Below are 26444 nucleotides of genomic sequence, written 5' to 3'. Positions count from 1 at the left end.
CGAAGACCACCCCACATCGAGGGCCGGATGACTAGCCGAGTCGCAGGTCCACGCCCAGCAGGACGAGGAACCAGAGGAAGACGGCCAGCAGGGCCTCGGCGATGTCCTTCAGGAGCGCGGGGGTGATGTAGTCGTAGACCCAGGCCACATAGAGGCCGACCAGAATGTAGATCAGACCTATCAGGCTGATCCCTCTGCGGTAGCGAGGCACGTTGACTCCTTGTGTTCAGCCCGCTGGGGGGGCGGGCAACGGGGCGCGCCCTGCGACTGCCCCTGGCCGGGGCCTTGAAACGGCTACTCTCGGATACATGCCGCGTATCGGAGCTCATGTCGATCAGGACGACCCGCTGGCCCACGCCAGGGCCCGTGACGCCGAGGTCGTGCAGTTCTTCCTCGGCGATCCGCAGGGCTGGAAGGGCCCCGTCATCGGCGAGAAGACCCGGGAGATCAAGGATTCCGACGTGGACGTCTACGTCCACGCGCCCTATGTGATCAACGTGGCGACCTCCAACAACCGGATCCGCATCCCCAGCCGCAAGCTGCTGAGCTCGAACCTCGCCGCGGCGGCGGAACTCGGCGCCAAGGGGCTTATCGTCCACGGCGGGCACGTCAGCGCCGGCGACGACCCTCAGAAGGGCTTCGACAACTGGCGCAAGGTGTTCGAGCGCCTGGAGGAGCACGAGGTTCCGGTGCTCATCGAGAACACCGCGGGCGGCGGCAACGCGATGGCCCGCAAGCTGGAGCGCATCGCCCGGCTGTGGGAGGCGCTCGACGGGTTCGACGTGGGCTTCTGCCTGGACACCTGTCATGCCCACGCGGGCGGCGAAGGACTGGCCGACGTGGTCGAGCGGGTCATGGCGATCACCGGCAGGATCGACCTCATCCACTGCAACGACTCGCGCGACGCCTTCGACTCCGGCGCCGACCGGCACGCGAGCCTCGGGGCGGGACAGATCGACACCGAACTCATCCTCGGCGTGTGCAGGAGCGCGAACGCGCCGATCGTGGTGGAGACGCCGTTCGAGGGTCAGGCACAGGACGTCGCCTTCCTCAGGAAGCATCTGTGACCTGGGCGAAGCCGCGACCTTGAGCCGTCGTCCATCCGTGGCGATGATCCAGGGGACGCCTTCGGCCGACAACAATCCACAGCCTGTGGATAACTTTCTGGATTACTTATCCACGAAAGTGGGTAGCGACCGCTACCCGACCCAGGCCCCGTCCGTGAAGACCAGCGTGTTGAGCACCATCAACGGACCCACCACCAGGGCGTAGACGACGATGATCCACCGTCTCCACGACGGGGGTGAGGCGCTCGCCTTGGCGATGAGCAGGAAGAGCGGCCACCACAGCAGCGCCGAGCGCGGGATCGACAGGTAGTAGGCGGAGCAGAGCAGGGCTCCCACCTGGAGTCCCACGTAGAGGAACTCGCTCCATCTGCGCAGATAGAGCAGGACCAGCACGAGCCCGACCCCGACGACCGCCCCCGCGATCTCCAGGCGGAACGCCCACGCGAACCGCCCCTCTCCCAGGGCCGAGTTCCAGGTCGTGATCAACGACTCCCACGGCCACACCAGGTGCCGTCCCCACCCGGCCTCCTGCGCGTGCTTCCACGCCAGCCAGTCACCGCTCCTGGCGTGCTGGTAGGCGGAGTAGAGCACCAGCGGCACGAACGGCGCCACCAGCCACCCCGCCTGCCGTACGGCATGCCGCCTGCTGAAGAACTCCACGACCAGCGCGAGGGCCAGGAACAGGCCGGTGATCCGCACGCAGGAGGCCCCGGCGGCGAGAACGGCGGCGAGCGGCCAGCGCCCCCGGCGCGCCGCCAGCCACGCGGGGATCGCGAAGGCCAGAAAGAGGGACTCGCTGTACCCGGCGAACAGGAAGACCGACATCGGCCAGAGCAGCAACGCCAGCACCGCGCGCCGGCCGGTCCCCGGCGGTCCCTCGAACTCGGCCAGCCTGGCCAGCGCGACCATGGCCACGGCCCCGGCCACGAAGGAGATCAGCAGTCCGGCGAGTGTCCAGCTCCCCGTGAACAGATGCACCACGCGAAGCATCAGGGGCATCCCGGGGAAGAAGGCCGGCAGTCCCTTGTCCGGCTCACCGCTCGGATCGCCTCCGTAACCGTGCTCGGCGATGGTGATGAGAAGGTCGGCGTCCCAGTGCCTCCAGCGCTCCAGGAACGGGGCGATGGTGTCCCCGTCCGCCATCGCCGTGACCCCCACGACGGCGAGGACGACGATGCCCAGCCGGGAACTCAGCCAGAGCAGCAACGCCTCCGTCATGGTGTCGCGCCGGGATGGGGGCGAGGTGTCGGGGGGACGGTCGAGGGAGGCGGTCATACGGTGGAATCGTGCTCGATCGACCCGCCCCGCGGCCGGTTGGAAACGGCATGGGTCATCAGGCGAGCGCTATCCGGAACCGGTCGGGGACTCCGTCGAAGACACCGCCCGAGTGGTCGTCGGTCCCGTCCTGCCGGATCATGTCCTTCTCGGGCTTGAGGATGTCCCGCACGACGAAGGCCATCATGATCAGGATGGTGATCACCCGGCCCCACACCGCGGTGAAGTAGGTGTCGCCGGAGATGCCCAGCGCCTCGTCACCGGGTTGGAGGCCGACCAGATAGAGCCAGATGGCGAAGAAGTACCAGCACTCGGCGATCTGCCAGAGCGCGATGGCCTTCCAGTTGGGCCGGGCCAGCACGGCGAAGGGGATCAGCCAGAGCACGTACTGCGGCGACCAGACCTTGTTCGTCAGCATGAACGCGGCGAGGGTGAGGAAGCAGAGCTGCATCAGCCTGGGCCGGGTTCGGGCGGTCAGCGTCAGCACGGCGATCGCCAGGCAGAACGCGCCGAGCGACACGATGCCCAGGAGGTCGAGCCGGTCCGTGTCGCCGAGGAACGGCCACTGCTTCTGGTTGAAGAAGTACCAGATCGAGCCCCAGTCGGCCGGGCGCTCCTGGCTGAAGACGTAGAACCGTTTCCAGCCGTCGAAGGCGAAGACCATGATCGGCACGTTGACGACGAGCCAGGCGCCCGCCGTGCCGCCGAGGGTCTTGAGGAACGGCACCCACTTGCCCGTGCGCAGCGTCAGCAGGAACAGCGGGCCGAGGAACATCAGGGGGTAGAACTTGGTGGCGATCGCCAGGCCGAGCAGGATGCCCGCGAGCCACTGTTTCCGCTTCGACCAGGCGAGCAGCGCGCCCAGCGCGAGGGCGTTGCTCGCCAGGTCCCAGTTGATGTAGGCGGTGAGGATCAGCGCGGGGGCCAGGGCGTACCAGAGCGCGTCCCAGCGCCGGACCGGCCCGGCCAGCGCGGCCATCAGCAGCACGCCGGCGATCAGGCAGATGGCCATGAGGATCACGGTCAGGTCGTAGAACGCCGTCCCGGGATCGCTCATGTTCGTGACGATCCGGCGGAAGAACTCCATGATCCCGCCGATGCCGACGGGGTATTCGACCGGATAGCCGAAGTACGGGATCTTGCCTTCGTTGAGCTTCTCCATCTGCCACAGCGGATAGATGTCGGTGTAACAGAAGTTCGTGAACCGCAGGGTGCCGTCGTTCCAGGCCCCGTCGATCCGGCACGGCCACTTCCAGAACCAGGCCAGCACGGCCCCCAGCCCCGCGAACAGGGCCAGGGGGACGTACGGGATCACGCGCGTGCCGATCTCCGGCAGCGGGCTCCGCATCGACAGGAGGCTCTTCATCAGGGCCGTTGCCCGGAGGGCTGGTGGTCCGGCCCGACCGCCGCACCGGGGGCGGCGCCGCCGTCGCCGATATCCCCCTCGGGAAGTCCGCCGCCGTCGTCCCGGCGATCACACGAACCGTCCCAGGGCAGACACTCCCCGCCCTCGGGCTGATCCATCCCGCCGTTGTCGTCGTTGCCGTCGCTGTTACCGCCGTCGCCGGACCAGTCGCTGCCGTCGCCGCCGCCGTCGCCGTCGGGGGCGAACGGGTCCTCCGTCACCGTCGGGGTCGGCTTCGGGGCGGGCTTGGGTGCGAGGTCCTTGGGCATGCCGACGTTGGCGGGCGGCGGGAACTGCATGACCTCCTTGCCCTTCATGGCCTCCGCCATGAAGGCCTGCCACACGCGGGTGGGGTACGTGGCGCCCTGGATGGCGTCGCCCAGCGGCTCCTCGGCGTTCGTCTTCCCGTCCTGCCGGTACATGCCGACCGCGGTGGACAGCTGCGGGGTGAACCCGACGAACCACGCTTCCTTGTTGTCATCGTTGGTGCCGGTCTTGCCCGCCACCGGCCGGTCGGGGAGAGCCGCGGCCTTGCCGGTGCCCTGGGGGTCCTTCACGACCGCCTGCAACGCGACGAGGGCGTCGGCCGCGCTCTCGGGGCTGATGACCTGGACGGGCTGCTTGTTCTCCGGGATGACCGTCGTCCCGTCGGGTTTGACGACCTTGATCACGACGTGGTTCTGGAAGTGCTTGCCCTCGTTGGCGAAGATCGAGTAGCCGCCCGCCTGCTGGACCGGGGTGACCGGGCCGGATCCGATGGTGAGGGCGAAGGCGTGGTCCTTCTCGGTCTTCTTGAGATTTTCCTCGTTGATGCCGGCCCCGGCCGCGATGTCGACGACCTTGTCCAGGCCGACCTCCTCGCCCATCTGCACGAAGGCGGTGTTGACGGATTCGGCCGTGGCCCTGACCACGTTCACCGAACCGCCGGGGATGTCGTGGGAGTTCTTGATCGGTTTGGTGCCGGGCGCCTCGATCGGTCCCTTGCCCAGCAGGTAGCTGTTGAGGCTGTTGCCGGCCTCCAGCCAGGCGGCCAGCACGTAGGGCTTGAACGCCGACGCCGCCTGCTTCTCGGACATGAAGGCGTCGTTCCACTCCTTCTTGGCGAAGTTGCTGCCTCCGTAGAAGGCGATGACCCGCCCGTTGCGTGGATCGACGGCCGCGAGCCCCGTGTGGATCTCCTTGGAGAGACCGGAGGTGTTGTTCAGGACGGCCGTCTTGGCCGCGCCCATCAAACGCTTGTCGAACGTGCTAATGATCTTGTAGCCGCCCTGCTCGACGGCCTCCTGGCTGATGCCCTTGGCCTTGAGCTCCTTGAGGACCTCGGTGATCATGTAGCCGTTGACCCCCTGGTAGTAGTCCTTGGTCTGGCGGGCGATCCGCTTGGGGGCGGTGGGCGAGGTGGAGGCCAGCGAGCCGTACTTGGCGGGGTCGAGGACTTTCATCTGACCGAGCACGTAGGCGTAACGCGCCTGCGTGGGGCCCAGGTTCTTGGCGTTCTCGGCCCGGTCGAACGCGTCGGGGTTCTGGATGCGCCCCGCCAGGTAGGCGCCCTGTTCCTTGGTCAGCTTGTCGACGTGCTTGTTGAAGAACGCCTGGGCCGCGGCGTCGATGCCGTAGGCGCCGCGGCCGAAGTAGATGGTGTTCAGGTACTGCGTGAGGATCTGATTCTTCGACAGCGTCTTGTTGATCTTGACGGCGACGAAGATCTCCTTGATCTTGCGCTGGATCGACACTTCCTTGCTGAGGCCGTCGTAGTAGCCACGGGCCATCTGCTGGGTGATCGTCGAGGCGCCCTGAACCTGGGTACCGGTCACCGTGCTCACGAACGACCGCACCATGCCCGGGAAGTCGATGCCGCTGTCCTCGCGGAAGCCCCCGTTCTCAGCGGCGATCACCGCGTCCTGGACCCAGAGGGGGATCTTGTCGATCGTCACCGGGTTGCGCTTGGTCCCCAGGCGCGCGATCAGGCCCTTGCCGTCGGAATAGTAGATGGCGCTGCCCTGGTCGACCGCGCTGTCCTGGACCCCCGTGGGGACGGGCGTGCCGGCGTAGGCCACGGCGATCATGCCGAAGACGCCCGCGGAGAGGACCACGAAGCTGGCCATCATGATCTTCCAGCTGGGGATGAAACGTTTCCATCCCCTGCCGCCGGGCTCGTCCTCGTCGTCGTCGGGACCATGCCCGTCGGGGCCTCCGGGCCCTCCGGGGGCCCCGAGGCCCATCGAGGCGTCCGCGGCGCGCCCGCCGCGGGCTCGCCTGCGGCCTCCGGGCTCGCCCGGGCCCGAGGGGCGTCCGCCGCCCGCCTGGGCCGCGAGCATCGCCTGGGTGTCCTCGAAGGCGGCCTCGGCGCGGCGGCCGGTCGGGTCGGTGTCACGCTGGCGCGTCCCACCGGGCTGGTGCATCGCGGTGGTCTGAGCCGCCGCGGCGGCCCGGGGCGCCGGGCCGCCCTGGCGAGGCCCGCCGGGTTGCGGCATCGCGGTGGTCTGGGATGCCGGCCCCGCCCCGCCGGGGTAGGGCATCGCGGCGGGCCTGGGCGTTCCGGAAGGCTGGGGCGTCGGACCGGGATGGCGCGCCCCGCCGTTCGGGGGCATCTGGCCGTGCTGGGGCGCCCCGCCGTTCGGGGGCATCTGGCCGTGCTGGGGCGGCCCGCCGTGCTGGGGAGGCATCTGCCCGTGCTGGGGAGGCGGCCCCGCCTGCCCCGCTCCGCTGGGGTAGGGCATCGCGGCGGGCCGGGGCGGCGGGCCGGATCGAGGATCGGGGGCCGGGCCCTGCGGAGGCCGTCCCTGCGCCTGAGCCTGGGGCCCGGGCCAGCCGGCGTCGCCGGTTTGAGGGCGTTGAGGCGGGGGAACGTCGTGGGGAGCGGCCCCTGGGTTTGAGCGACGGCGCCTCCCCTGGCGAGCCGATCCGTCAGCGCGCTCTTGGCGCTCGTTCGGCTCCGGGTCATTGCTGTGGCTGTAACTCACGCGTCCTCGTTCGGTCATCGGGGTCTACGACGGCGTGCTGGCGGGTGAGATTACCCCCTGATCGCGGAAGCCCTCATCGCCTTGGCTCACTAGTAGCCGACCTTTACGGGTGGATCTCCGTTTCCGAGGACGAACGAGGTCGTCAGGTGGTTCCAAGAACAACCTTGGCAGACCTCCTCCTCACGGAGGCGGGATTTTCCGTATTGGAAAGCGGCCTCGTCCGCGCGAGGGCTATGCCCTACCACCGCTCGATGCGACCACATAAGCGCCAGACTACGGCTTTTTACCGTTTGCCCCCAACCTCTTGGGAAAGTCGTTGATTGCAGGCATATGTTGAGTGGACGTATCCTGCTGATGTATCGGCTCGATACATCGACACGAGAGGTGGTGGTTTCCGGTGGCCAGTGGACGCAGCGGCGTGCTGGAGCTGGCCGTGCTCGGGTCGCTGCACGAGACCCCGCTACACGGCTACGAGCTGCGCAAACGGCTCAACACGCTACTCGGTATGTTTCGGGCGTTCTCATACGGGTCGCTCTATCCCTGCCTCCGTCAGCTGCTCAACGACGGACTGATCACCGAAGACGGCGCGTGCTCACGTGTCTCCGACCCGCCCGACGCCCCCGCCGAGAGCCCTCTGGCGCTCCCCGGCCGGCGATCGAAGATCGTCTACAAGCTGACGGCGGAGGGCAAGGAACGCCTCCAGGAGCTGCTCACCCAGGCCGGTCCGTCCGCCTGGGAGGACGAGAGCTTCGGCGTTCACTTCGCCTTCTTCAGGCACACCGAGGCCGAAGTACGGCTGCGCATCCTCGAAGGGCGCCGCAGCCGGCTGGAAGAACGGCTCGACGGCGTGCGCACGGCTCTCGCCCGCACCAGGGAACGGCTGGACAGCTACACCCTCGAACTTCAGCGTCACGGTCTGGAGTCGGTCGAACGCGAAGTGCGCTGGTTGAATGAGCTGATCGCCACCGAGCGCCGAGCGTCTCCGCCGGCCGAAGAGCGGCAGCCCACGCAAGAAGAAGCATCCCGGGCTTCCATGCCCGGGGCAGAGAAACCGGGGCCGCAAATCACCCCGGAAGACAACTGATCCACTAAAGAAACAAAAGGGGAGCGAGTGCCATGGGTTCGGTGCGCGTAGCCATTGTCGGTGTGGGCAACTGTGCCACGTCGCTCGTACAGGGCGTGCATTACTACAAGGACGCCGACCCCGGCACTCGGGTGCCGGGCCTGATGCACGTCAAGTTCGGCGACTACCACGTCGGCGACGTCGAGTTCGTCGCGGCGTTCGACGTTGACGCCAAGAAGGTCGGGCGTGATCTCTCCGAGGCGATCGTGGCCTCCGAGAACAACACCATCAAGATCTGTGACGTGCCGCCGCTGGGCGTCACCGTCCAGCGCGGCCACACTTTCGACGGTCTCGGCGAGTACTACCGCGAGATGATCGAGGAGTCCGACGAGGCCCCGGCCGACGTCGTCAAGATCCTCAAGGACAACAAGGTCGACGTCCTCGTCTCCTACCTGCCGGTGGGGTCGGAGGAGGCCGACCGTTTCTACGCCCAGTGCGCGATCGACGCCAAGGTCGCGTTCGTCAACGCCCTGCCGGTGTTCATCGCCTCGGACCCCACGTGGGCGCAGAAGTTCACCGACGCCGGCGTCCCGATCATCGGTGACGACATCAAGTCGCAGGTCGGCGCGACCATCACGCACCGCGTGATGGCCAAGCTGTTCGAGGACCGCGGCGTGGAGCTGCTGCGCACCTACCAGCTGAACTTCGGCGGGAACATGGACTTCATGAACATGCTGGAGCGCAAGCGCCTCATGTCCAAGAAGATCTCCAAGACCCAGTCCGTCACCTCGCAGATCCCGCACGAGATGCAGAAGGCCGACGTGCACATCGGCCCGTCGGACCACGTGCCGTGGCTCGACGACCGCAAGTGGGCCTACGTCCGCCTGGAGGGCAAGTCCTTCGGCGACACCCCGCTGAACCTGGAGTACAAGCTGGAGGTCTGGGACTCCCCCAACTCCGCCGGCATCATCATCGACGCGGTCCGCGCCGCCAAGATCGCCCTGGATCGGGGCATCGCCGGCCCGATCCTGTCGGCCTCCTCCTACTTCATGAAGTCCCCGCCGGAGCAGTACTCCGACGACGAGGCCCGTGACTACGTGGAGAAGTACATCCGCGGCGAGGTCGAGCGCTGAGTCGCCCCCTACCGTCACTGCCGCGCCGAACCGGACCGCGACCAGACTGAACGGTGAAACGACGAGAGCCTCCGCCCGTGCAGGGCGGAGGCTCTCGTCGTGATGTCTCGCGGATCGCCCGCGCGGAGAGGGCCGGATCCCCTCAGCGGGCGGCGCCGGGAAGGTCGGCGGAGTCGGCGACCGGCCAGGCGAGCGGGTCGGCCCCGAGCCCGACGAGCTGGCCGACCTGCTCGCGGCACCACGGGGAGATCTCCATGCGCCGGCCGAGCACCTCGTCGGCGAACCTCTCCCACGGCATCCAGCGCACGCCCTCGACCTCGTCCGGGTTGGGCACGGCGTCGGATTCGACGAGCACCCGGTAGACCGGGCACAGCTCCCGCTCGACGATCCCGTTGTCCATGACCGCCCGGTAGGAGAAGCCCGGCAGGAGCAGATCGACCCGATCGGCCTTCAGGCCCAGCTCGTGGGAGAGCCTTCGGATCACCGCGTCCGGAAGTGGCTCGCCGGGCAGCGGGTGCCCGCAGCAGCTGTTGGTCCACACGCCGGGCCAAGTGATCTTGTGTGATGCCCGGCGGGTGAGGAGCACCTGGCCCCGGCCGTCGAACACGTAGCTGGAGAAGGCCAGATGGAGGGGCGTGTCAAAGCCGTGCACCATGGCCTTGGCCGCCGTGCCGATCGCGTTTCCCTCGGCGTCGACAAGCACAACGTGTTCATCAGCTGTCACTCGATCGAGAGTACGTGATCATGCCGATCGGCGCATCCGATCGCGGATAAGCGTCGGCGTGTCCGATCGCGGCTGAACAGGAGGGATTGCACGTATTTTGTACGCATTTCGGCGATGTTCCCTATGCCTGACTCGTAGTCATCACGCGTAGGCTAAGCGCGTGTCATTCGTATCCGATCTACGCGTCGTCCTGGAAGGTCGGGACTTCCGGCGGCTGTTCGGGACCCGTCTGGTCTCACAGTCGTCCGACGGGATCTTCCAGTTCGCGGTAGCCGGGTTCGCGTTCTTCAGCCCCGAGAACAGCACGAGCGCCGTCGAGATCGCCACCGGTCTGGCCGTGCTGCTGCTTCCGTACTCGATCCTCGGTCCCTTCGCGGGCGTGTTCATCGACCGCTGGTCCCGGCGGCAGATCCTGGTCATCGCGCCGATGGTCCGCGGGGCGCTGCTGCTGGCGGCCGCCGCGCTCGTCGCCGTGGACGCCCCCGACGCGGTCTTCTACGCCGCCGCGCTCGGCGTGCTCGGGGTGAACCGGTTCTTCCTCTCCGCGCTCGGGGCGTCGCTCCCGCACGTCGTCCCGGCCGACCGGCTGATGGTGGCCAACGCGGTGACCCCCACCTCCGGCACCGTGATGACCTTCGTGGGCGTGGGCGTGGGCTACCTGCTACGAATGATCTTCGGTGCCGACCACCGGGGCACGGCGGTGCTGCTGGTCGCCTCCGGTCTCATCTTCGGGCTCAGCGCGCTGATCGCCAGGACCATGGACAAGGATCTCCTCGGCCCGGCCTACGACCCGAACCGGACGCAGACCCGCGAGGCCCTGCGCAACGTGCTGAGCGGCCTGGCCGACGGCGCGCGGCGTCTCGTCCGTCATCGGGCCGCCGCCGCCGGGATGGGGGCGATGGCCGCCCACCGGTTCATGTACGGCATGTGCACGGCGATGCTGATGATGCTGTCGCGCTACTACTTCGCCGAGAACGTCGAGGACGCGCTGACCGCGGTCAGCATCGTGGTCGCCACCTCCGCGGTGGGCTACTTCTTCGCCATCCTGATCACGCCGTGGGCGACCGAGCGCTTCGGCATCCGGTCCTGGGTCACGATCATGCTCGTCACCGCGGGGGTGCTGACGCCGCTGCTCTGCGTGTCGTTCCAGCAGTGGGGCTTCGCGGTCACCGGCTTCGTGCTCGGCATCACCGGGCAGAGCATCAAGATCTGCGCGGACACGGCCGTGCAGCGGGACGTCGAGGACGCCTACCTCGGGCGGGCCTTCTCGATCTACGACATGCTCTTCAACGGCACCTACGTGCTGGCCGCGGCCCTGGCGGCGGTGCTGCTGCCGCAGGACGGCAGGTCGCTGCCGGTGCTGGGGCTCATCACCGTCGGCTACCTGGGCAGCGCGGCGATCTACTGGGTGATCACTCCGAGGCGGGCGCTCCAGCCGCTGCCGTCACCGCAGCCGTGACCGTCGGAGGGTCCTCGCCGACCGGGTAGGGCGGCATCCCGCCGACCGGCTCCCGCCCGTCCGCGAGCGTCGGCCGCACCCCGCGGACCCCGGAGACCGGTGCGCGGGTGCCGTGGCCGGCACCCGCGCGCAGGGACGTCAGACGTGCTCGCGGTCCGGGCCGGAGACGCCGGTCAGGCTCCGATCTCGTTCTCGCGGGCCCACTGGCGGAGGGCCTCGGCCGCCGCCTCCTTGCCGATCACACCCCGGTCGAGGCGCATCTCCAGGAGGAACTTGTAGGCGCGCCCGACCACCGGGCCCGGGGGGACGCCGAGGTGCTCCTGGATCTCGTTGCCGTCGAGCTCGGGGCGGATCTTGCCCAGCTCCTCCTCGTCGGCCAGCCGGGCGATGCGCTCCTCAAGCTGGTCGTAGGTCCGGGACAGGGCCTGGGCCTTGCGCGTGTTGCGGGTGGTGCAGTCGGCGCGGGTCAGCCTGTGCAGGCGCTCCAGCAGGTGCCCGGCGTCCCTGACGTAGCGGCGCACGGCCGAGTCGGTCCACTCGCCCGTGCCGTACCCGTGGAAGCGCAGGTGCAGCTCCACCAGGCGGGACACGTCGGCCACCACGTCCTTGGGGAACTTCAGCTCCGTCATGCGCTTCTTGGCGAGCTGGGCGCCGACCACCTCGTGATGGTGGAAGGAGACCCGGCCGCCGGACTCGTGGCGGCGGGTCTTGGGCTTGCCCACGTCGTGCAGGAGCGCGGCCCAGCGCAGGACCCGGTCGGGACCGCTCTCCTCCAGGTCGATCGCCTGCTCCAGCACGATCAGCGAGTGCTCGTAGACGTCCTTGTGCCGATGGTGCTCGTCGATCTCCAGGCGGAGCTTGGGCAGCTCGGGAAGGACGTGGGCGGCGAGTCCGGAGTCGACGAGGATCTTGAGCCCCTCGCGGGGGTGATCGCCACAGATGAGCTTGTCCAGCTCCTCGCGGATCCGCTCGGCGGAGACGATCTCGATCCGCTCGGACATCGCGGTCATCGCGGCGAACGCCGCCGGGTCCACGGCGAAGCCGAGCTGGCTGGCGAACCGGGCGGCGCGGAGCATCCGCAGCGGGTCGTCGTCGAAGGACCGCTCGGGGGGACCGGGCGTGCGCAGCCTCTTGGCGTGCAGGTCGTCGAGGCCGCCGTGCGGGTCCACGAACTCGCGGGACGGCAGGCGCAGCGCCATCGCGTTGACCGCGAAGTCACGCCGGGCCAGGTCGCCCTCCAGCGTGTCGCCGTAGACGACGTCGGGCTTGCGCGACTTGGGGTCGTAGGACTCGCTGCGATAGGTGGTGATCTCCAGCAGCCAGCCGCCCTTGCGCACGCCGACCGTGCCGAAGTCGATGCCTATCGTCCAGATGGAGTCGGCCCAGTCGCGGATGAGCTCCAGGACCGTCTCCGGGCGGGCGTCCGTGGTCAGGTCGAGATCGTTGCCGATCCTGCCCAGGAACACGTCTCGGACGGAACCGCCTACGAGGGCGATCTGGTAGCCCCTGGCGGCGAACAGCGTGCCGAGTTCGTCAGCCACGGGAGCGATCTTCCGGAACAGCTCGCTCATGCCGTGGCGCTGATTCTCAGTCAGATTTGAAAGGGACAAGCCGGGTAGGTCCTTTGGTTACGGAACATGTTCCCCTGCGGGGATACACCTGAAGCGATCACCAGGTTACGGTCAGTCAGGAGATTCTCGGGGGCCGTGCGTCGAGGCAAGGAGCACACACATGAAGGACGCCCTCGCGATCCACCGCTGGCTCCTCGATCACCAGATCCATCATGAGATCGTACGCCTTCCACGCGCGATGACGTGTGCCGATGAGCTTCCCGAGGTGCTGTCCGCGAGCCCGGCGACCTGTGTGGAGGTCACCGTTTTCGAGGTCACGACGCGAATCGGCCGCGAGCCCGTCGCGGTGGTCGCGTCGGTCGGTTTTCCTCCCCGGCCCGACATGATCGGGAAGGTCCTGGGCGCCCGGCGGGTCCGTCCGGCCTCGGCGTTCACCGTGAACTCCGCCACCGACTACGCCTCCGGCCTGGTCTGCCCCCTGCTGCTCCCGGACGAGTTGACCGTACTGGTGGACGAGCGCCTCGGCGCGACCTCGGAGCTGGTTTACACCCCTACCGGGGAGCGTCGCACGGCGCTCCTGATTCGCAGAGATCACCTGCTCACCCTTGTCTCGGGCAAGACCGTCGACCTGGCGCGGCCACGCTCCCGAAGAGAGCCGGTGACCTTTCCCCTCGCCGGATAGGCCATAACATTGCGGGCGTGCGCCGTACTCCATCCCTGGCCGGCACGTGATCCGCAAGGCCACGTTGCTCGCCCTGCTCACCACCACGCTGCTCATGTCCGCGGCCGTGGTCCTTCCTGGTGCGGCGAGCGCCCGGACGACGGCGGCGATCCGCGCGAACCCGCAGATCGTGGTGGAGTCGGTCAGCCCGGACGTCCCCCGTGAGCCGACCACGCAGATCAGGATCTCCGGTTCCCTGGTCAACACCGGCACCCAGCCTCTGGACGGCATGCGGATCCAGATGCAGTACTCGTCGCAGCCGTTCGCCCGGCGCGCCGACATGGAGACCTACCGAACCGGTCAGAGCACCCAGCGGCTCTCCTGGCGCGACCAGCGCTACCAGCAGTCGATCGCGCCCTCGGGGAAGCTGCCGTGGGAGTTCGTCTTCACCCCGCAGACGCTGGGCATCTCCCGCTTCGGTGTCTACCCGATCACGATCGAGGTGCTCAACGCCCTGGGCGATCCGGTCGCCGTCCAGCGCACCCTCCTGACCTACATGCCCGCGGGCCTCAAGGTGCCCCGCACCCGGCTCGCCATGGTCATGCCGCTCGTCGACCAGCCGCACCGGGCCGACGACGACACCTTCATCGACGAGAACCTGCCCGCGTCCATGGCCGCCGGCAAACGCCTCGGCAACCTGCTGACGGTCGCCGAGGACACCGCCTCCGCCAAGGGCATCACCTGGGTGGTCGACCCCTCCCTGCTCGACGACGCGCAAACGACGAGCAAGACGCACACGGTCCTGTCGAAGGAGACGACCCGCCGGCTCCCCGCCGACACCGAGGCCGCCACCTGGCTCGCCGACCTGCGCACGGCCCTGGCCAAGCATCCGGTCGTGGCCACCCCCTACGCCGACCCCGACGTGACGGCCCTGGCCCACAACGGCGTCGACGACTTCACGAGGCTCGCGATCGCGCAGGCCGGCACCGTCGGCAAGGAGATCCTCGGGCGCGATGTGATCACCGACATCAACTGGCCGGTGGGCGGCCTGACCGACTACGACGGGCTGGACCTGCTGGCCACCGGCGGCGTCGGCACCCTGTTGCTCAACTCGCTGAACCTGCCGCCGGTGATGGCCACGGACACCACCCCGGACGCCTTCGCGACGCTGCAGAGCGTGAACGGCCCGGTGACCGCCCTCATCGCCGACCCGGGCCTGAGCGAGGTCGTCGGCGCCGGCACCTCCGCCCCCGGAGCGGCGCTGCTGAACCGTCAGCGTTTCATCGCGGAGACCGCGATGATCAGTGCGGAGCCCGTCACCACCACCAGGACCGTGATCGCCGCCCCGCCCCGGCGCTGGGACCCGGATCCGGCCTACGTGAGCGACCTCGTGAAGACGGCCGCCACCCTGCCCTGGCTCGCTCCCACCACGCTCGACACGGCGAAGGCGGGCAAGGGCGTTCCGACGCCCCGGGCCGGCCTCACCTACACCGACCAGGATCGGCGCAGAGAGCTCGGCAAGCCGTATCTCACGGCGGTCAAACGGATCGGCGCCCGCGCCGACCTGACCGCCGCGATCACCACGGCCGAAGACTCCGAGGGGTTCGACCTGGCGCTGCTCCGGCTCGCCTCCTCCGCCTGGCGGGGCAAGGACGAGGTCGCGGCGCCGTACGCCGAGCGGGTCGGCACCACGGTCGACGACCGGATCGGGATGGTCACGATCACCGGCACCGAGCAGTCCAGGCTCCGCACCCTGGCGGGCGACAACGGCGACGTGCCGATCAGCGTCCACAACGGGCTGACGGGCACGGGGAGCCAGGTCTCGGTCCGGCTCAAGGTAACCTCCGACCAGCCCAAATTACTGAAGATCGAGCCCTACCGGGACAGCGACCAAAAACTGATCGTGATCCAGGGTGGTCAGAACCGGATCATTCCGGTCCCGATGACCGCCGCGGACAGCGGTCAGACCACCGTGACGGTCCAGCTCACCACCGCCGACGGCCGCAAGTACGGCAAGCCGGTCGAGTTGACCGTGCGGACCACCGGCTACGCCGGGATCGCCCTGTTCATCGTGGGCGCGGCGCTCGTGGTGATGCTGGCCGCCGTGATCATGCGCATCCTGCGCCGCCGTGGGGGCCGCCGCGCGGCGACCTCCACGGCGAGGCGCGCGAGCGCGCCGGTCGGCACCGAGTCCTGAGCACCTAGCAGAGGAAGACCCATGAGCAGAGTCCTGCGTGCGAGCGCGATCATGGCGGCCGGGACGATGGTCTCGCGCGTCACGGGTTTCGTCCGTACGGCGGTGCTCGCGGCGGCCATCGGGACTTTCGCGCTCGGCGACGCCTACAGCGTGGCCTACACGATCCCGCTGATCCTGTTCGATTTCCTCATCGGCGGGATCCTGAGCAGCGTCGTGGTGCCGATGATCATCAGGAGGCAGCGGAGCGACCCCGACGGCGGCCGGGCCTACGAGCAGCGGCTGATGACGCTCGGGATCATCGCTCTGACGGCGGTGGCGGTGGTCGCGGTGCTCCTGGCCGGGCCACTGATCAGCCTGTACAGCGCCGGCTGGGGGCCCAGGCAGACAGAGGTCGCGGTCAGGCTGGCCCAGTACATCCTGCCGATGATCGCCTTCTTCGGCGTCGGGGCGATCGCCGGGGCGATCCTCAACACCCGTGACAGGTTCGCCGCCCCGATGTGGGCGCCGGTGCTGAACAACATCGTGATGATCGGCGTCGCGATCGTCTACTACGTGAAGCTGGGCGGTGTGGGCACGAACGTCGACACGGTGACCGACGCCGACCTGTTGCTGCTGGGACTCGGCACCACGGCGGGCATCGTGGCACAGTGCGTGGTCCTGGTCGTCTCGCTGCACCGGGTGGGGTTCCGGTTCCGGCCCAGGCTGGACCTGCGCAACGCCGGGCTCGGCGAGATGGGCCGAACCGGGGTCTGGACCTTCGCCTACGTCGGGGTCAGCCAGCTCGGCTTCCTGATCACCACCAAGCTCGCGACCGGCGCGGGCCAGCAGACGCCCGGTGCGGGAAACGCCGCGTACTCCTTCGCCTACCAGTTCTTCCAGCTCCCCTACGGGATCATCGCGGTCTCGGTGATCACCGCCATGCTGCCCAGGATGAGCCGGGGCGTGGCCGACGGGCAGCTGGACACGGTCAGGGCGGAGTTCGCCTCGGGCGTCCGGCTGGTGTCGGTCCTGCTGGTGCCGGCGGGGCTGCTGCTGATGGTGCTGGGCCCGGCCGTGACCGTGATGATCTTCTCGTGGGGCAACATGACCGTCGACTCGGCGGTCTACATCGGCAACGTGCTGCAGATCTTCGGGCTGGCGCTGGTCCCGTTCTCGATCTTCCAGCTCCTGCTGCGCGTCTTCTACTCCTTCGGCGACACCCGCACCCCGGTCTTCCTCGCCTTCGGCAACGTGGCGGTGAACGCCACGCTCAGCGTCGTGGCCTACTTCACCCTTCCGCCGCGCTACATCGTGATGGGCCTGGCCCTGTCGTTCACCGTCGCCTACGTGGTGGGCACCGGGGTCGCCTGGATGCTCGCCGGCCGCCGCGTACAGGGCCTCCAAGGTCGCGAGGTGGCCCTGGGACTGTCCCGGATGTACATGGCCGCGGTTCCGGCCGCGGTGGTCGCGCTCGGCGTATTGTGGCTCACCCAGGAGCTGACCGATCTTCACGCGCTGAGTGCGGCCATCATGCTCGCCGCGGGCGGAGGTCTCGGTATGGTTCTTTACCTGATGATCGCCCACCGGATGCGCATCCCCGAGGTGAGTTCGATCGTTGGAATGGTTGCAGGGCGGGTAAGCCGGTAACCCCAAGGCTTGTCCCAAGCGTCTGACAAGGCGAACACGGGCGGAACCGGTGCGGGACTACCATGGTGCGACGCGTGTGGTGACATGCGGCTAATGGAAGCAGGAGGGCGTGGGCGGATCCACCCGGCATCATGCGATGTGTCCTAATTTGCCGACCTGGCGTGGTGCTGTCGTGTTCTCAGTTGCGGAGCGTTCATGAGTCCCTCCGCCGTCGAGCCCGGCACGAAACTGGCTGAGCGATTCCGGCTGGAAGACCGCGTCCACGAGTCGGGCGGAGCCACGCTGTGGAAGGCCATCGACGAGGTGCTCGCCCGGCCCGTCGCCGTCCACACCTTCGACCCCGACTTCCCCCGCCTGAACGAGGTGGTCACGGCCGCGCGTGTGGCCAGCCGGCTGACCGACCCCCGGCTGACCCAGGTCTTCGACGCCACCGAGGACGACGGTCACTCCTACGTCGTCAGCGAGTGGGTGAGCGGTGAGACCTTCAGCGACATGATCGCGGGCGGCCCGCTCGACCCCGAGCGGGCGGCCTCCCTGGTCGCCGAGGCCGCCGAGGCGATGGCGCACGCCCACGAGGCGAACCTCGCCCACCTCTGCCTGACCCCCGAGCACCTGGTGTGGACGGCGGGCGGCACGGTCAAGCTGCTCGGCCTGGGAATCGACGCCGTCCTGTCCGACGTGACGAGCGACGACCCGGCTCGCGCCGACGCCGAAGGGCTCGGCCGCCTGCTGTACGCCGGGCTGACCGGCCACTGGCCGGGCGACGAGCGGGAGGGCGGCGGGCTTCCCGTCGCTCCCATGGACGACGGGCACTTCTGCACGCCGCGCCAGGTCACCGCGGGCGTTCCCGGCTACCTCGACGCCATCGTCTGCAGGGCGGTGCTGCCGGAGAGCAAGCGGGGGCTCGACCCGCTGACGACACCCGCCGAGCTCGCCGAGGCCCTGGCCTCGGTGTCCCGCCCCGCACCCCTGCCCATGCCGACGCCGATGCCGATGACGCCGCTCCCCGTTGCGGCCTCACGCTCCGAGGGTCTGGACACCGCGGCGCCCTCGCGCACCGGCATGTCCTCCCCCACGCAGCACCAGCATCAGCACCAGCAGCGCCCGGCGGGCGGCGGGACGCTCAACAAGATCGCCATGACCGTGGTCGTGCTGCTGGCGATGGCGGCCGTCGGCCTGGGCGCCTGGACGCTCGGACGCAGCTTCGGCAACGCCGGGGGCTCGTCCGCCGGCGAGACCACCGCTTCCGCCACCCCCACCGCTCCCACCGTGGCCACCGGAACCCGCGAGGTGAAGCCCAAGTCGGTCTCCGGCTTCGACCCGCTGGGCGACGGCCCGGAGGGCGACGGGCACGTCCAGAACGCGATCGACGGCAAGAGTTCCACCGACTGGCATACCGAGACGTACAACAACACCCCCGACTTCGGCGGGTTGAAGGACGGCGCCGGTCTCCTGATGGACATGGGCGAGTCCATCCCGATCAGGCAGGTCTCGATCGAGTTCGGTGACACCCCCGGTGGCACCGCGGAGCTCAGGCTGGGCGACACGAAAGACCTCAACAAGCTGGCCGTGACCGGAAAACCCACCGACGCCGTGGGCACGAAGGAGTTCACCTTCGAGACCGGGCAGAAGAGCCGCTACGTCCTGATCTGGTTCACCAAGTTGCCCCCCTTCGAGCAGGGGTTCCGTGGTTCGGTGCTCGATGTGAAGATCCTCGCAAGCAAGTGAAACCAGTGCGAATTGATCTGTTTTACCCGGCTTTTTGCGGATCGTTGAAGATTTCATGGCACCATCTATCACGTAGTGGTGTTCTCCCCGGACTGGTATAGCAGGACTCTTCTTGTGAATTCCCCACCCGAGATCCCGCCGGCGGCGGAACAGCAGGCAGCGCGGGCCCTCGTGTCCGACGCCGATCTGCTGACCCGGCACATCGCCGGGGATCCGCACGCCTTCAGTGAAATAGTCAAGCGACATAGAGATCGCATGTGGGCGGTCGCCCTGCGCACGCTGGGCGATCCCGACGAGGCGGCCGACGCCGTGCAGGACGCCTTCGTCTCGGCCTATCGCAAGGCCGGGAGCTTTCGCGGCGAGGCGGCCGTCACCACGTGGCTGCACCGCATCGTGGTGAACGCCTGCCTCGACCGCATGCGCAGGAAATCAGTACGCCCGGTCGCCGACGACGAGCTCGTGGAGGCCGCGGAACGCGACGCCCCGGTGCTCGACCAGACGGCCGAGCGCGAGGTCTCCATGGAGGTCTCGGCTGCTCTGAAGCTGCTGCCGTCGGACCAGCGGGCCGCACTGGTGCTCGTGGACATGATGGGCTACTCCGTGGACGACGCGGCCCAGGTCCTGGAGGTGCCGAGCGGCACGGTGAAGAGCCGATGCGCGCGCGGACGCGCGAAACTCGCCCCAATTCTTTCGCATCTACGGAACCGTTCCGATCTGTCTCGCGTCTCATCCGCGAAGGGAGCAGAACTTCGTGACGTGTGATTCGCACTATGACCTGGAGGTCCTGGCCGAACTGGCCGAGGGTCTCCTTGACGCCGCCACGGCCTTGCAGGTACGCGAGCATCTCGCGATCTGCGATCCCTGTGGTGAAAGCCTTGCCGACCTCGCAGCAGTCCGTGAGGTGCTCGCGGCGACGCCCACACCGGCGATGCCCATGGGAGTCGCGCTCAGGATCGATCGCGCGCTGGCCGCCGAGGCCGACAGCATGCGTGGAGGTGGAATAGGCCTGGTGGAAGCACCGGCCTGGGACGACATAATGCGTGACGCGCCCTGGGAGACGACCTCTGTCCCTCAGCCGGCGTGGGAGACGACGCCCTCTCCCGAACCCGAGTGGGAGAAGACGCCGGAGCCGGCCGTACGGCTGGGAGTCGTCGGCGACGACGGCACCATCGTTCCGGCCAGGCGGCGCAAGGCCACACGGCGGCGCAGGTGGGCGATGCCCGCCGCGGCGGCGGGTGTCGCGGCCGCGGTGATCGGCGCGGCCGTGGTGACGACCAGCATGCTCTCCGCGACCGGCACGGACGACACTCCGGCGATCGCTCAGTCTCTGCCGGTCGACAACCTGCAGTACACGCTGTCGGACAGCAACTGGAACTACACCGACGCCGAGCTCAAGGGTCCGCTGATGGAATACATCGGGCCGGTGCTGATCCAGGCCGGCCTGTCCGAGGACTCCAAGCTCGCCCAGTGTGTGAAGGCGGTCTCGAAGAAGGTCGGCACGTCGCCCTTCGCCGTGGACCAGGGCTTCTACAACGGGCAAGAGGCGAACATCCTGGTCTTCTGGCGTGACAGGGCCAAGAACACGGTGGACGTACACGTCGTGGGTCCGGAATGCGAGACCGTGCGCGAGACCGCTCTCGCACACTGGAAGTGACCCGCTTCGGGTAACCCGCCGGGAAAGACCTCCTTCGATCTCGGGAAGGCCCGGCACGGATTCGTCCGTGCCGGGCCTTCCACGCGTTACGGGGAATCACCGGCGCCTAGGATCTGTTGACGCCACTGGCAATGACATAGGGAAGGGCACAGCAGTGATGGACGTCCGGAATGTGATCATCATCGGATCGGGTCCCGCGGGCTACACGTCGGCTGTGTACTCCGCCCGCGCCGACCTCAAGCCCCTGGTCTTCGAGGGTTCGGTCACCGCAGGCGGCGCGCTGATGAACACCACAGAGGTGGAGAACTTCCCCGGCTTTCCCGATGGGATCATGGGCCCCGACCTCATGGACGGCCTGCGCAAGCAGGCCGAGCGGTTCGGCGCCGAGTTGGTCGCCGACGACGTGGTCGAGGTGGACCTGACCGTCACGCCCAAGGTCGTCAAGACCGCCACGGACACCTACTACGCCAAGGCCGTCATCCTGGCCATGGGCTCCGGCTACCGCGAGCTGGGCGTGCCCAACGAGAAGCGTCTGTCCGGCCGCGGCGTCTCCTGGTGTGCCACCTGTGACGGCTTCTTCTTCCGCGGCCAGGACATCGTGGTCGTCGGCGGCGGCGACACCGCCATGGAGGAGGCCACCTTCCTCACCCGGTTCGCCTCCTCGGTGACCATCGTGCACCGCCGTGACGAGCTGCGCGCCAGCAAGATCATGCAGGAGCGCGCGTTCGCGAACGAGAAGATCCGCTTCGCCTGGGACAGCGAGGTCGTCGACGTCCTGGGAGACACCAAGGTCAGCGGGGTGCGCCTGCGCAACCTCAAGACCGGCGAGGAGAGCGAGCTCGCGGCCAGCGGCCTGTTCGTGGCGATCGGCCACGACCCCCGCTCCGAGCTCGTCAAGGGCCAGGTCGAGCTCGACGACGAGGGCTACATCGAGGTCGCCTCCCCCACCACTCGCACCAACCTGGACGGTGTCTTCGCCGCGGGCGACGTGGTCGACCACACCTACCGTCAGGCGATCACCGCCGCGGGCACCGGCTCCGCCGCCGCGCTCGACTCCGAGCGCTGGCTGGCCGACCACGCCGACAACTGATTCCAACCGCAGCACCGGATAGAGGGAGAAGGAACCTTGGGCGCAATCAAGCAAGTGACCGACGCCAGCTTCGACGTCGACGTCCTGAAGAGCGACAAGCCAGTGATCGTCGACTTCTGGGCCGAGTGGTGCGGCCCGTGCCGCCAGGTCGCGCCGATCCTGGAGGAGATCGCGAACGAGCAGGCCGAGAAGCTCACCATCGTCAAGCTGAACGTCGACGAGAATCCGGCGACCGCCGGCACCTACGGCGTACTCCAGATCCCGACCCTGAACGTCTATAAGAACGGAGAGGTTGTGAAGCAGATCATCGGCGCCAAGCCGAAGGCCATGCTGCTTCGCGAGCTCGAGGGCATCATCTAGGCCCCCTGCGGCTGGTCGCATCCCACAGCGCATGCCGTATCACCCGCTTCCGAGCGGCAACACCCACTCGTGAGAGCCCCCTCGCCCACCGGGCAGGGGGCTCTCACACGTTCTGGTGTGTTCCGGCGGACCCAGATGGCCTCATGCGTTCTGGCGTGTTCCTGCGGGCCCCAGATGGCCTCAGACGGGCCGCAGCGCCCTCTCGGGACTCATGGAACCCAGAAGCCTCTCCAGCGCCACCTCGACGTCCTCACGCCAGGAGACGGCGTTCTTGAGCTCAAGGCGGAGGCGGGGGAAACGCAGATGCGGCCGAACCGTCTTGAATCCCACCGAGAGCAGGTAGTCGGCGGGCATCAGGCATGCCCCCGGCTGCTCCCATTTCAGGTCGCCGAACGCCTCGATCGCCCGCACCCCGCGCCGGGTCAGATCCTTGGCCACGCCCTGGACCAGCATCCGGCCCAGACCTCCGCCGGAGAACTCCGGGATGATGTGCGCGGTCATCAGCAGCACGGCGTCGGCACTGACCGGCGAGGTCGGGAAGGCCACCGAACGCGGCACGTGGTGCGGCGGCGCGTAGAGCACGAAGCCGGCCGCCACCCCGTCCACGTAGACGATCTTTCCGCAGCTTCCCCATTCCAGGAGGGTCGACGAGATCCAGGCCTCTTTCTCCAACCCGGGATCACCCGCCTCGACCGCTCGCTCCGCACCTACGGGATCGAGCTCCCAGAAGACGCACCGACGGCAGCGGCGCGGCAGGTCGTCGAGATTGTCCAGGGTGACGTTTGCCAGCCGACGCGACACCTGTTGGCCCCAATCCTGGCGAGACGAGTGCAAGCCATGGCGAAAAACGCGTGAAAACCGCGTCTCCAGCTGGCATCGTAACCCAGGGAGGGTACTGATTTCAGAGGGTCCCATCCCCACACGCAGACGACTCCGGCCACTGTCATACTCTGGGTTTCTCTGGCATGAGCACCGTGTGCTCCACATGAGCTAGGAGGTGGACCGTGCCCCAAGAACCAGATCACGGTCAGACCATCGCGGCCCAAGGATCGCGAATCGACGCCTACGTCGATCGGTACGCGGCACGAGCTACCGGGATGGTCGCCTCCGAGGTTCGAGCACTTTTCGCCGTCGCGTCGAGGCCCGAGGTGGTCTCGCTGGCCGGCGGCATGCCGTACGTCACTGCGCTTCCCCTCGACGTCGTGGGGGAGCTCGTCGCCGACCTGATAGCGAAGCGCGGCCCGGTCGCGCTCCAGTACGGTTCCGGCCAGGGTGACCCGCATCTGCGCGAGCAGATCTGCGACGTCATGCGCATGGAGGGGATCGAGGCCAACTCCAACGACGTCGTCGTGACCGTCGGCTCTCAGCAGGCCCTTGATCTGATCACGCGCATCTTCATCGATCCCGGCGACGTCGTGCTCGCCGAGGGCCCGTCCTACGTGGGCGCGCTGGGCACTTTCGCCGCCTATCAGGCCAAGGTCGTCCATATCGCGATGGACAACGAGGGGATCATCCCCGAGTCGCTCGCCCAGACCATCTACGCGTTGAAGACGGCGGGCAACAGGATCAAGTTCCTGTACACGATCCCCACCTTCCAGAATCCCGCCGGTGTGACGCTCAACGCGGTGCGCAGGCAGCAGGTGCTGGAGATCTGCCAGCGAGCCGGCGTGCTGATCGTCGAGGACAATCCGTACGGCCTGCTCGGCTTCGACGGAGAGCCCATGCGGGCGCTGCGCGCCGACAACGCCGACGACATCGTCTATCTCGGCTCGTTCTCCAAGACCCTGGCCCCCGGCTTCCGGGTCGGCTGGGCGCTCGCCCCGCACGCCATCCGCGACAAACTGGTGCTGGCGATGGAATCGGCGGTCCTGTCGCACTCCTCCTTCACCCAGCTCGCCGTCGGGCAGTATCTCGCCACCCAGCCCTGGCGCGAGCAGATCAAGTCCTTTCAGGAGCTCTACCGCGAGCGACGCGACACCATGATCAGTTCGCTTGAGGCCTTCATGCCCGCCGACTTCACCTGGACCCGCCCCGGTGGCGGGTTCTTCGTTTGGGCCACATTGCCCGAGGGCCTCGACTCCAAGGCGCTCCTGCCTCGCGCGGTCGCCGAGAGAGTGGCGTTCGTGCCGGGCACGGGCTTCTTCGCCGACGGCGGCGGCGCACGCCACATGCGGCTGTCCTACTGCTACCCGGAGCCCGAACGCATCCGCGAGGGCGTTCGCCGCCTGGCCGGGGTGATCGAGCAGGAGCTCCGCGTGCGCGACACGTTCGGGGCCAGCGCGTCTCCCGAGCACATCGGGGTCGACACACCGGGGCCCGACCTCGCATAGCCCCTCTCGGTGGGCGTCCCGGGACGCAGGTGTCCGGGAAGGACTCCAAGCTCCGGGACGCCCACCGTGCTGGGATGCCCATCGCTCTGGGACACCCATCGCTTTCGGACACGCATCGCTCTGGGACACGCATCGCTCTGGGATGCCCACCTTGCTAAGACGCCCATCGCGCTGGGACGTCCGCGCCTCAAAGCACGGAGGCCCTCGGACGCCGGCGGTCTCGAATCGTGGACATCGCGACGCGGGCATCCAGAACTCGTGACGCGGCGCCTTCCGGCACGCGGGTGTCCGAGGACTCCCACGTCTCAGGGCACGGGAACTCGGGAACGTCAGGGACCTCGAAACACTGACGCGCCGCGACACGGGCACCTCGAAACACGGATATTTTGGACTCAGGTGCCCTGGGGGCTCACGCCCCGAGACAAGAGCTTTGAAACGGCCGGCGACTCAGGACGGGAGCCCTGGAACACCCGGAGCCTCAAAACGCGAACACCTCGGGATGTCGGCGCCCTGAAACGCCGGTGTCCCGAAGCACCGACACTTGCAAGACACGGGCAGCGTGGCTTTGAAACACGGGCACTCGCAAGACGCGGGCGCCTTGGCCCTGAAGCACGGGCACTCGCAAGACACGGGCAACGTGGCTTTGAAGCACGAACGCTCGCAAGACACGGGCGCCTTGGCCCCGAAGCACGGGCGCTCCACAACGGAGTCGCCGGTGCGCAGGGCCTGACGCGACACGGGGCCGCCCAGCCCGCGCACACCGGCGCGGCGCTGTACCGTACGGTGACTTCCTGTGCCGTTGTGCGGTGATCGATCCCGGTCCTCATAGGAAGACCGGACCGCACGCGGTGAGAGCGACCGGACAGGCTCGGAGCGGGCCTTAACGAGAGGTAAAACTTCGGATGAGTGATCTGGGCCACGTGCTCGTCCTGGCAGGCGGACTGTCCTACGAGCGGGAGGTCTCCCTGCGTTCGGGCCGCCGGGTGAGCGAGGCGCTGCAGGGGGCGGGGGTCTCCGTGGAGACCCGTGACACCGACGCCTCGCTGGTTCCCTCGGTGCTCGCGAATCCGCCGGACGCGGTTTTCGTCACGCTCCACGGCGGGGCGGGCGAGGACGGCGCCATCCGCTCGGTGCTCGAACTCCTCTCCATCCCCTACGTCGGCGCCGACCCCGACGCCTGCAGGGTGGCCTTCGACAAGCCCACCGCCAAGACCGTCGTCCGCTCCGTCGGCCTGCGCACGCCTGACTCGGTGACGCTTCCCAAGGAGACCTTCCACGACCTCGGCGCCTCCGCGGTGCTGACCCGCATCGTGGAGCGCCTCGGCCTCCCCCTGTTCGTCAAACCGTCCCGCGGCGGCTCGGCCCTCGGCGCCTCGATCGTCCGGGTCGCCGAAGAACTCCCGGCCGCCATGGTCGGGTGCTTCGCCTACGGCGACACCGCGTTGATCGAACGCTGCATCAAGGGCGTCGAGGTCTCCGTCTCCGTGGTCGACCTCGGAGAGGGCCCCGTGGCCCTGCCCCCCGTGGAGATCGTTCCCGACGACGGCACCTACGACTACGCGGCCCGCTACACCGCCGGTCACACCGAGTTCTTCGCCCCGGCCCGCCTTTCTGCCGAGGTCTCCGCCGCCTGTTCCGAAATGGCCGTGACCGCCCACACGGCCCTCGGCCTCCGCGATGTCTCCCGTACCGACCTCATCGTCGACGAGGACGGTCTGCCCCACTTCCTTGAGGTCAACGTCGCCCCCGGCATGACCGAGACCTCCCTTTTCCCCATGGCCGTCGAAGCCGCCGGCGAGGATTTCGGCACCCTCTGCCGGGTGCTCCTGGAACAAGCCGCCACCCGCGGCGCCTGACCTCGGCCCGACCGGCGTACAACCTGAATCCCCCCGGGTGTCAGCCGTGGTCTGTCCAGCCTGGCTCCTTGGGGGGCCACCAGTGCCCCGCTCGACCTGAATCTCCCAGAGCACCGGCACATCTTGCCGTCCGCTCTGAATCCCCTAGGACGTCGGATTGGCCGTCCGCTCTGAGCCGTCAGCACTCGGTCATTCACCCGAACCCTCTGGACCTCCGGGCCGTCGGCATCCGGCCGTCCACCCGAACCCCCGCGTCGGTGTCCGGCCCTGCGGAGCCGGAGC

Annotated in this window: 21 protein-coding genes; 14 read left to right on the top strand and 7 right to left on the bottom strand. The window is 68.3% G+C overall.

Annotation, left to right across the window (positions count from 1 at the left end; genetic code table 11):
* Window positions 1-31: 31 nt before the first annotated feature.
* Window positions 32-211 (bottom strand): hypothetical protein, encoded by a 180-nt coding sequence (locus J2853_RS35070; protein WP_307564995.1) that lies wholly within the window; start codon window positions 209-211, stop codon window positions 32-34.
* A gap of 97 nt (window positions 212-308) precedes the next feature.
* Here J2853_RS35070 and J2853_RS35065 point away from each other — a divergent pair, with 97 nt between their 5' ends.
* On the top strand, window positions 309-1067 hold the full coding sequence (locus tag J2853_RS35065) for a deoxyribonuclease IV (protein ID WP_307564994.1): 759 nt from the start codon (window positions 309-311) through the stop codon (window positions 1065-1067).
* A 132-nt stretch (window positions 1068-1199) separates the two neighbouring features.
* Here the strand turns inward: J2853_RS35065 and J2853_RS35060 are convergent, their stop codons facing one another.
* Genes J2853_RS35060 through J2853_RS35050 form a run of 3 tightly spaced genes read right to left on the bottom strand, consistent with a single transcriptional unit; the run spans window position 1200 to window position 6413 of the window.
* On the bottom strand, window positions 1200-2342 hold the full coding sequence (locus J2853_RS35060) for a mannosyltransferase family protein (protein ID WP_307564993.1): 1143 nt from the start codon (window positions 2340-2342) through the stop codon (window positions 1200-1202).
* Between the two features lie 58 nt (window positions 2343-2400).
* Entirely contained in the window at window positions 2401-3690 is a 1290-nt protein-coding gene (locus J2853_RS35055) for a glycosyltransferase family 87 protein (RefSeq protein WP_307564992.1), read from the bottom strand.
* Window positions 3691-3707: 17 nt separating this feature from the next.
* Window positions 3708-6413, bottom strand: coding sequence for a transglycosylase domain-containing protein (locus J2853_RS35050; RefSeq protein WP_307564991.1), 2706 nt, complete (start codon window positions 6411-6413; stop codon window positions 3708-3710).
* Window positions 6414-7107: 694 nt separating this feature from the next.
* Between J2853_RS35050 and J2853_RS35045 the strand changes: the two genes are divergently transcribed.
* Both J2853_RS35045 and J2853_RS35040 read left to right on the top strand, forming a co-directional pair.
* Window positions 7108-7794, top strand: coding sequence for a PadR family transcriptional regulator (locus J2853_RS35045; protein WP_307564990.1), 687 nt, complete (start codon window positions 7108-7110; stop codon window positions 7792-7794).
* Between the two features lie 32 nt (window positions 7795-7826).
* Window positions 7827-8906, top strand: a complete 1080-nt coding sequence (locus J2853_RS35040) for an inositol-3-phosphate synthase (protein WP_307564989.1) — start codon at window positions 7827-7829, stop codon at window positions 8904-8906.
* 142 nt (window positions 8907-9048) lie between these two features.
* Here J2853_RS35040 and idi read toward each other — a convergent pair whose 3' ends face one another.
* Window positions 9049-9630: an isopentenyl-diphosphate Delta-isomerase gene (gene idi / locus J2853_RS35035; protein WP_307564988.1), complete on the bottom strand. Its 582-nt coding sequence runs from the start codon at window positions 9628-9630 to the stop codon at window positions 9049-9051.
* Between the two features lie 160 nt (window positions 9631-9790).
* Here idi and J2853_RS35030 point away from each other — a divergent pair, with 160 nt between their 5' ends.
* Window positions 9791-11089: an MFS transporter gene (locus tag J2853_RS35030; RefSeq protein WP_307564987.1), complete on the top strand. Its 1299-nt coding sequence runs from the start codon at window positions 9791-9793 to the stop codon at window positions 11087-11089.
* A gap of 173 nt (window positions 11090-11262) precedes the next feature.
* Here J2853_RS35030 and J2853_RS35025 read toward each other — a convergent pair whose 3' ends face one another.
* Window positions 11263-12660, bottom strand: a complete 1398-nt coding sequence (locus J2853_RS35025) for a CCA tRNA nucleotidyltransferase (protein WP_307564986.1) — start codon at window positions 12658-12660, stop codon at window positions 11263-11265.
* A gap of 160 nt (window positions 12661-12820) precedes the next feature.
* Between J2853_RS35025 and J2853_RS35020 the strand changes: the two genes are divergently transcribed.
* The 8 genes from J2853_RS35020 to trxA all read left to right on the top strand — a co-directional run bounded on the left by J2853_RS35020 (window position 12821) and on the right by trxA (window position 21976).
* Window positions 12821-13342, top strand: coding sequence for an aminoacyl-tRNA deacylase (locus tag J2853_RS35020; RefSeq protein ID WP_307564985.1), 522 nt, complete (start codon window positions 12821-12823; stop codon window positions 13340-13342).
* Window positions 13343-13388: 46 nt separating this feature from the next.
* Entirely contained in the window at window positions 13389-15518 is a 2130-nt protein-coding gene (locus tag J2853_RS35015) for a DUF6049 family protein (RefSeq protein ID WP_307564984.1), read from the top strand.
* A gap of 21 nt (window positions 15519-15539) precedes the next feature.
* On the top strand, window positions 15540-17144 hold the full coding sequence (gene murJ, locus J2853_RS35010; RefSeq protein WP_307564983.1) for a murein biosynthesis integral membrane protein MurJ: 1605 nt from the start codon (window positions 15540-15542) through the stop codon (window positions 17142-17144).
* Between the two features lie 195 nt (window positions 17145-17339).
* Window positions 17340-18872: a protein kinase family protein gene (locus J2853_RS35005; protein ID WP_307564982.1), complete on the top strand. Its 1533-nt coding sequence runs from the start codon at window positions 17340-17342 to the stop codon at window positions 18870-18872.
* 114 nt (window positions 18873-18986) lie between these two features.
* Entirely contained in the window at window positions 18987-19634 is a 648-nt protein-coding gene (gene sigM, locus J2853_RS35000; protein WP_307564981.1) for an RNA polymerase sigma factor SigM, read from the top strand.
* On the top strand, window positions 19624-20526 hold the full coding sequence (locus J2853_RS34995; RefSeq protein ID WP_307564980.1) for an anti-sigma factor family protein: 903 nt from the start codon (window positions 19624-19626) through the stop codon (window positions 20524-20526). Before sigM ends, J2853_RS34995 begins: the two co-directional genes overlap by 11 nt.
* Window positions 20527-20680: 154 nt before the next feature.
* Window positions 20681-21616 (top strand): thioredoxin-disulfide reductase, encoded by a 936-nt coding sequence (gene trxB / locus J2853_RS34990; protein ID WP_307564979.1) that lies wholly within the window; start codon window positions 20681-20683, stop codon window positions 21614-21616.
* Between the two features lie 36 nt (window positions 21617-21652).
* The gene (gene trxA, locus J2853_RS34985; RefSeq protein WP_307564978.1) at window positions 21653-21976 is read left to right on the top strand and encodes a thioredoxin; all 324 of its coding nucleotides are present in this window, start codon (window positions 21653-21655) and stop codon (window positions 21974-21976) included.
* Between the two features lie 180 nt (window positions 21977-22156).
* Here trxA and J2853_RS34980 read toward each other — a convergent pair whose 3' ends face one another.
* Window positions 22157-22777 (bottom strand): GNAT family N-acetyltransferase, encoded by a 621-nt coding sequence (locus J2853_RS34980; protein WP_307564977.1) that lies wholly within the window; start codon window positions 22775-22777, stop codon window positions 22157-22159.
* Between the two features lie 296 nt (window positions 22778-23073).
* On the opposite strand from J2853_RS34980, the gene J2853_RS34975 reads away from it, so the two are divergent.
* Window positions 23074-24306: an aminotransferase-like domain-containing protein gene (locus J2853_RS34975; RefSeq protein ID WP_307568929.1), complete on the top strand. Its 1233-nt coding sequence runs from the start codon at window positions 23074-23076 to the stop codon at window positions 24304-24306.
* 902 nt (window positions 24307-25208) lie between these two features.
* Window positions 25209-26162 (top strand): D-alanine--D-alanine ligase family protein, encoded by a 954-nt coding sequence (locus J2853_RS34970; protein WP_307564976.1) that lies wholly within the window; start codon window positions 25209-25211, stop codon window positions 26160-26162.
* Window positions 26163-26444 lie beyond the last annotated feature (282 nt).

Source organism: Streptosporangium lutulentum (genome assembly GCF_030811455.1).
Lineage (GTDB): Bacteria > Actinomycetota > Actinomycetes > Streptosporangiales > Streptosporangiaceae > Streptosporangium > Streptosporangium lutulentum.
The sequence above is the reverse complement of the archived record's forward strand: the minus strand, read 5'-3'. Positions and strand labels throughout refer to the sequence as shown.

What these genes read in the sequence shown, in the direction of transcription:
- J2853_RS35050 (WP_307564991.1), bottom strand. Translation starts at nt 6,413, where the DNA reads ATGCCTCCCCAGCACGGCGGGCCGCCCCAGCACGGCCAGATGCCCCCG.
- J2853_RS35065 (WP_307564994.1), top strand. Translation starts at nt 309, where the DNA reads ATGCCGCGTATCGGAGCTCATGTCGATCAGGACGACCCGCTGGCCCAC.
- J2853_RS35005 (WP_307564982.1), top strand. Translation starts at nt 17,340, where the DNA reads ATGAGTCCCTCCGCCGTCGAGCCCGGCACGAAACTGGCTGAGCGATTC.
- J2853_RS35025 (WP_307564986.1), bottom strand. Translation starts at nt 12,660, where the DNA reads ATGAGCGAGCTGTTCCGGAAGATCGCTCCCGTGGCTGACGAACTCGGC.
- murJ (WP_307564983.1), top strand. Translation starts at nt 15,540, where the DNA reads ATGAGCAGAGTCCTGCGTGCGAGCGCGATCATGGCGGCCGGGACGATG.
- J2853_RS34975 (WP_307568929.1), top strand. Translation starts at nt 23,074, where the DNA reads ATGGTCGCCTCCGAGGTTCGAGCACTTTTCGCCGTCGCGTCGAGGCCC.
- J2853_RS35060 (WP_307564993.1), bottom strand. Translation starts at nt 2,342, where the DNA reads ATGACCGCCTCCCTCGACCGTCCCCCCGACACCTCGCCCCCATCCCGG.
- J2853_RS34970 (WP_307564976.1), top strand. Translation starts at nt 25,209, where the DNA reads ATGAGTGATCTGGGCCACGTGCTCGTCCTGGCAGGCGGACTGTCCTAC.
- J2853_RS35040 (WP_307564989.1), top strand. Translation starts at nt 7,827, where the DNA reads ATGGGTTCGGTGCGCGTAGCCATTGTCGGTGTGGGCAACTGTGCCACG.
- J2853_RS35055 (WP_307564992.1), bottom strand. Translation starts at nt 3,690, where the DNA reads ATGCGGAGCCCGCTGCCGGAGATCGGCACGCGCGTGATCCCGTACGTC.
- J2853_RS35020 (WP_307564985.1), top strand. Translation starts at nt 12,821, where the DNA reads ATGAAGGACGCCCTCGCGATCCACCGCTGGCTCCTCGATCACCAGATC.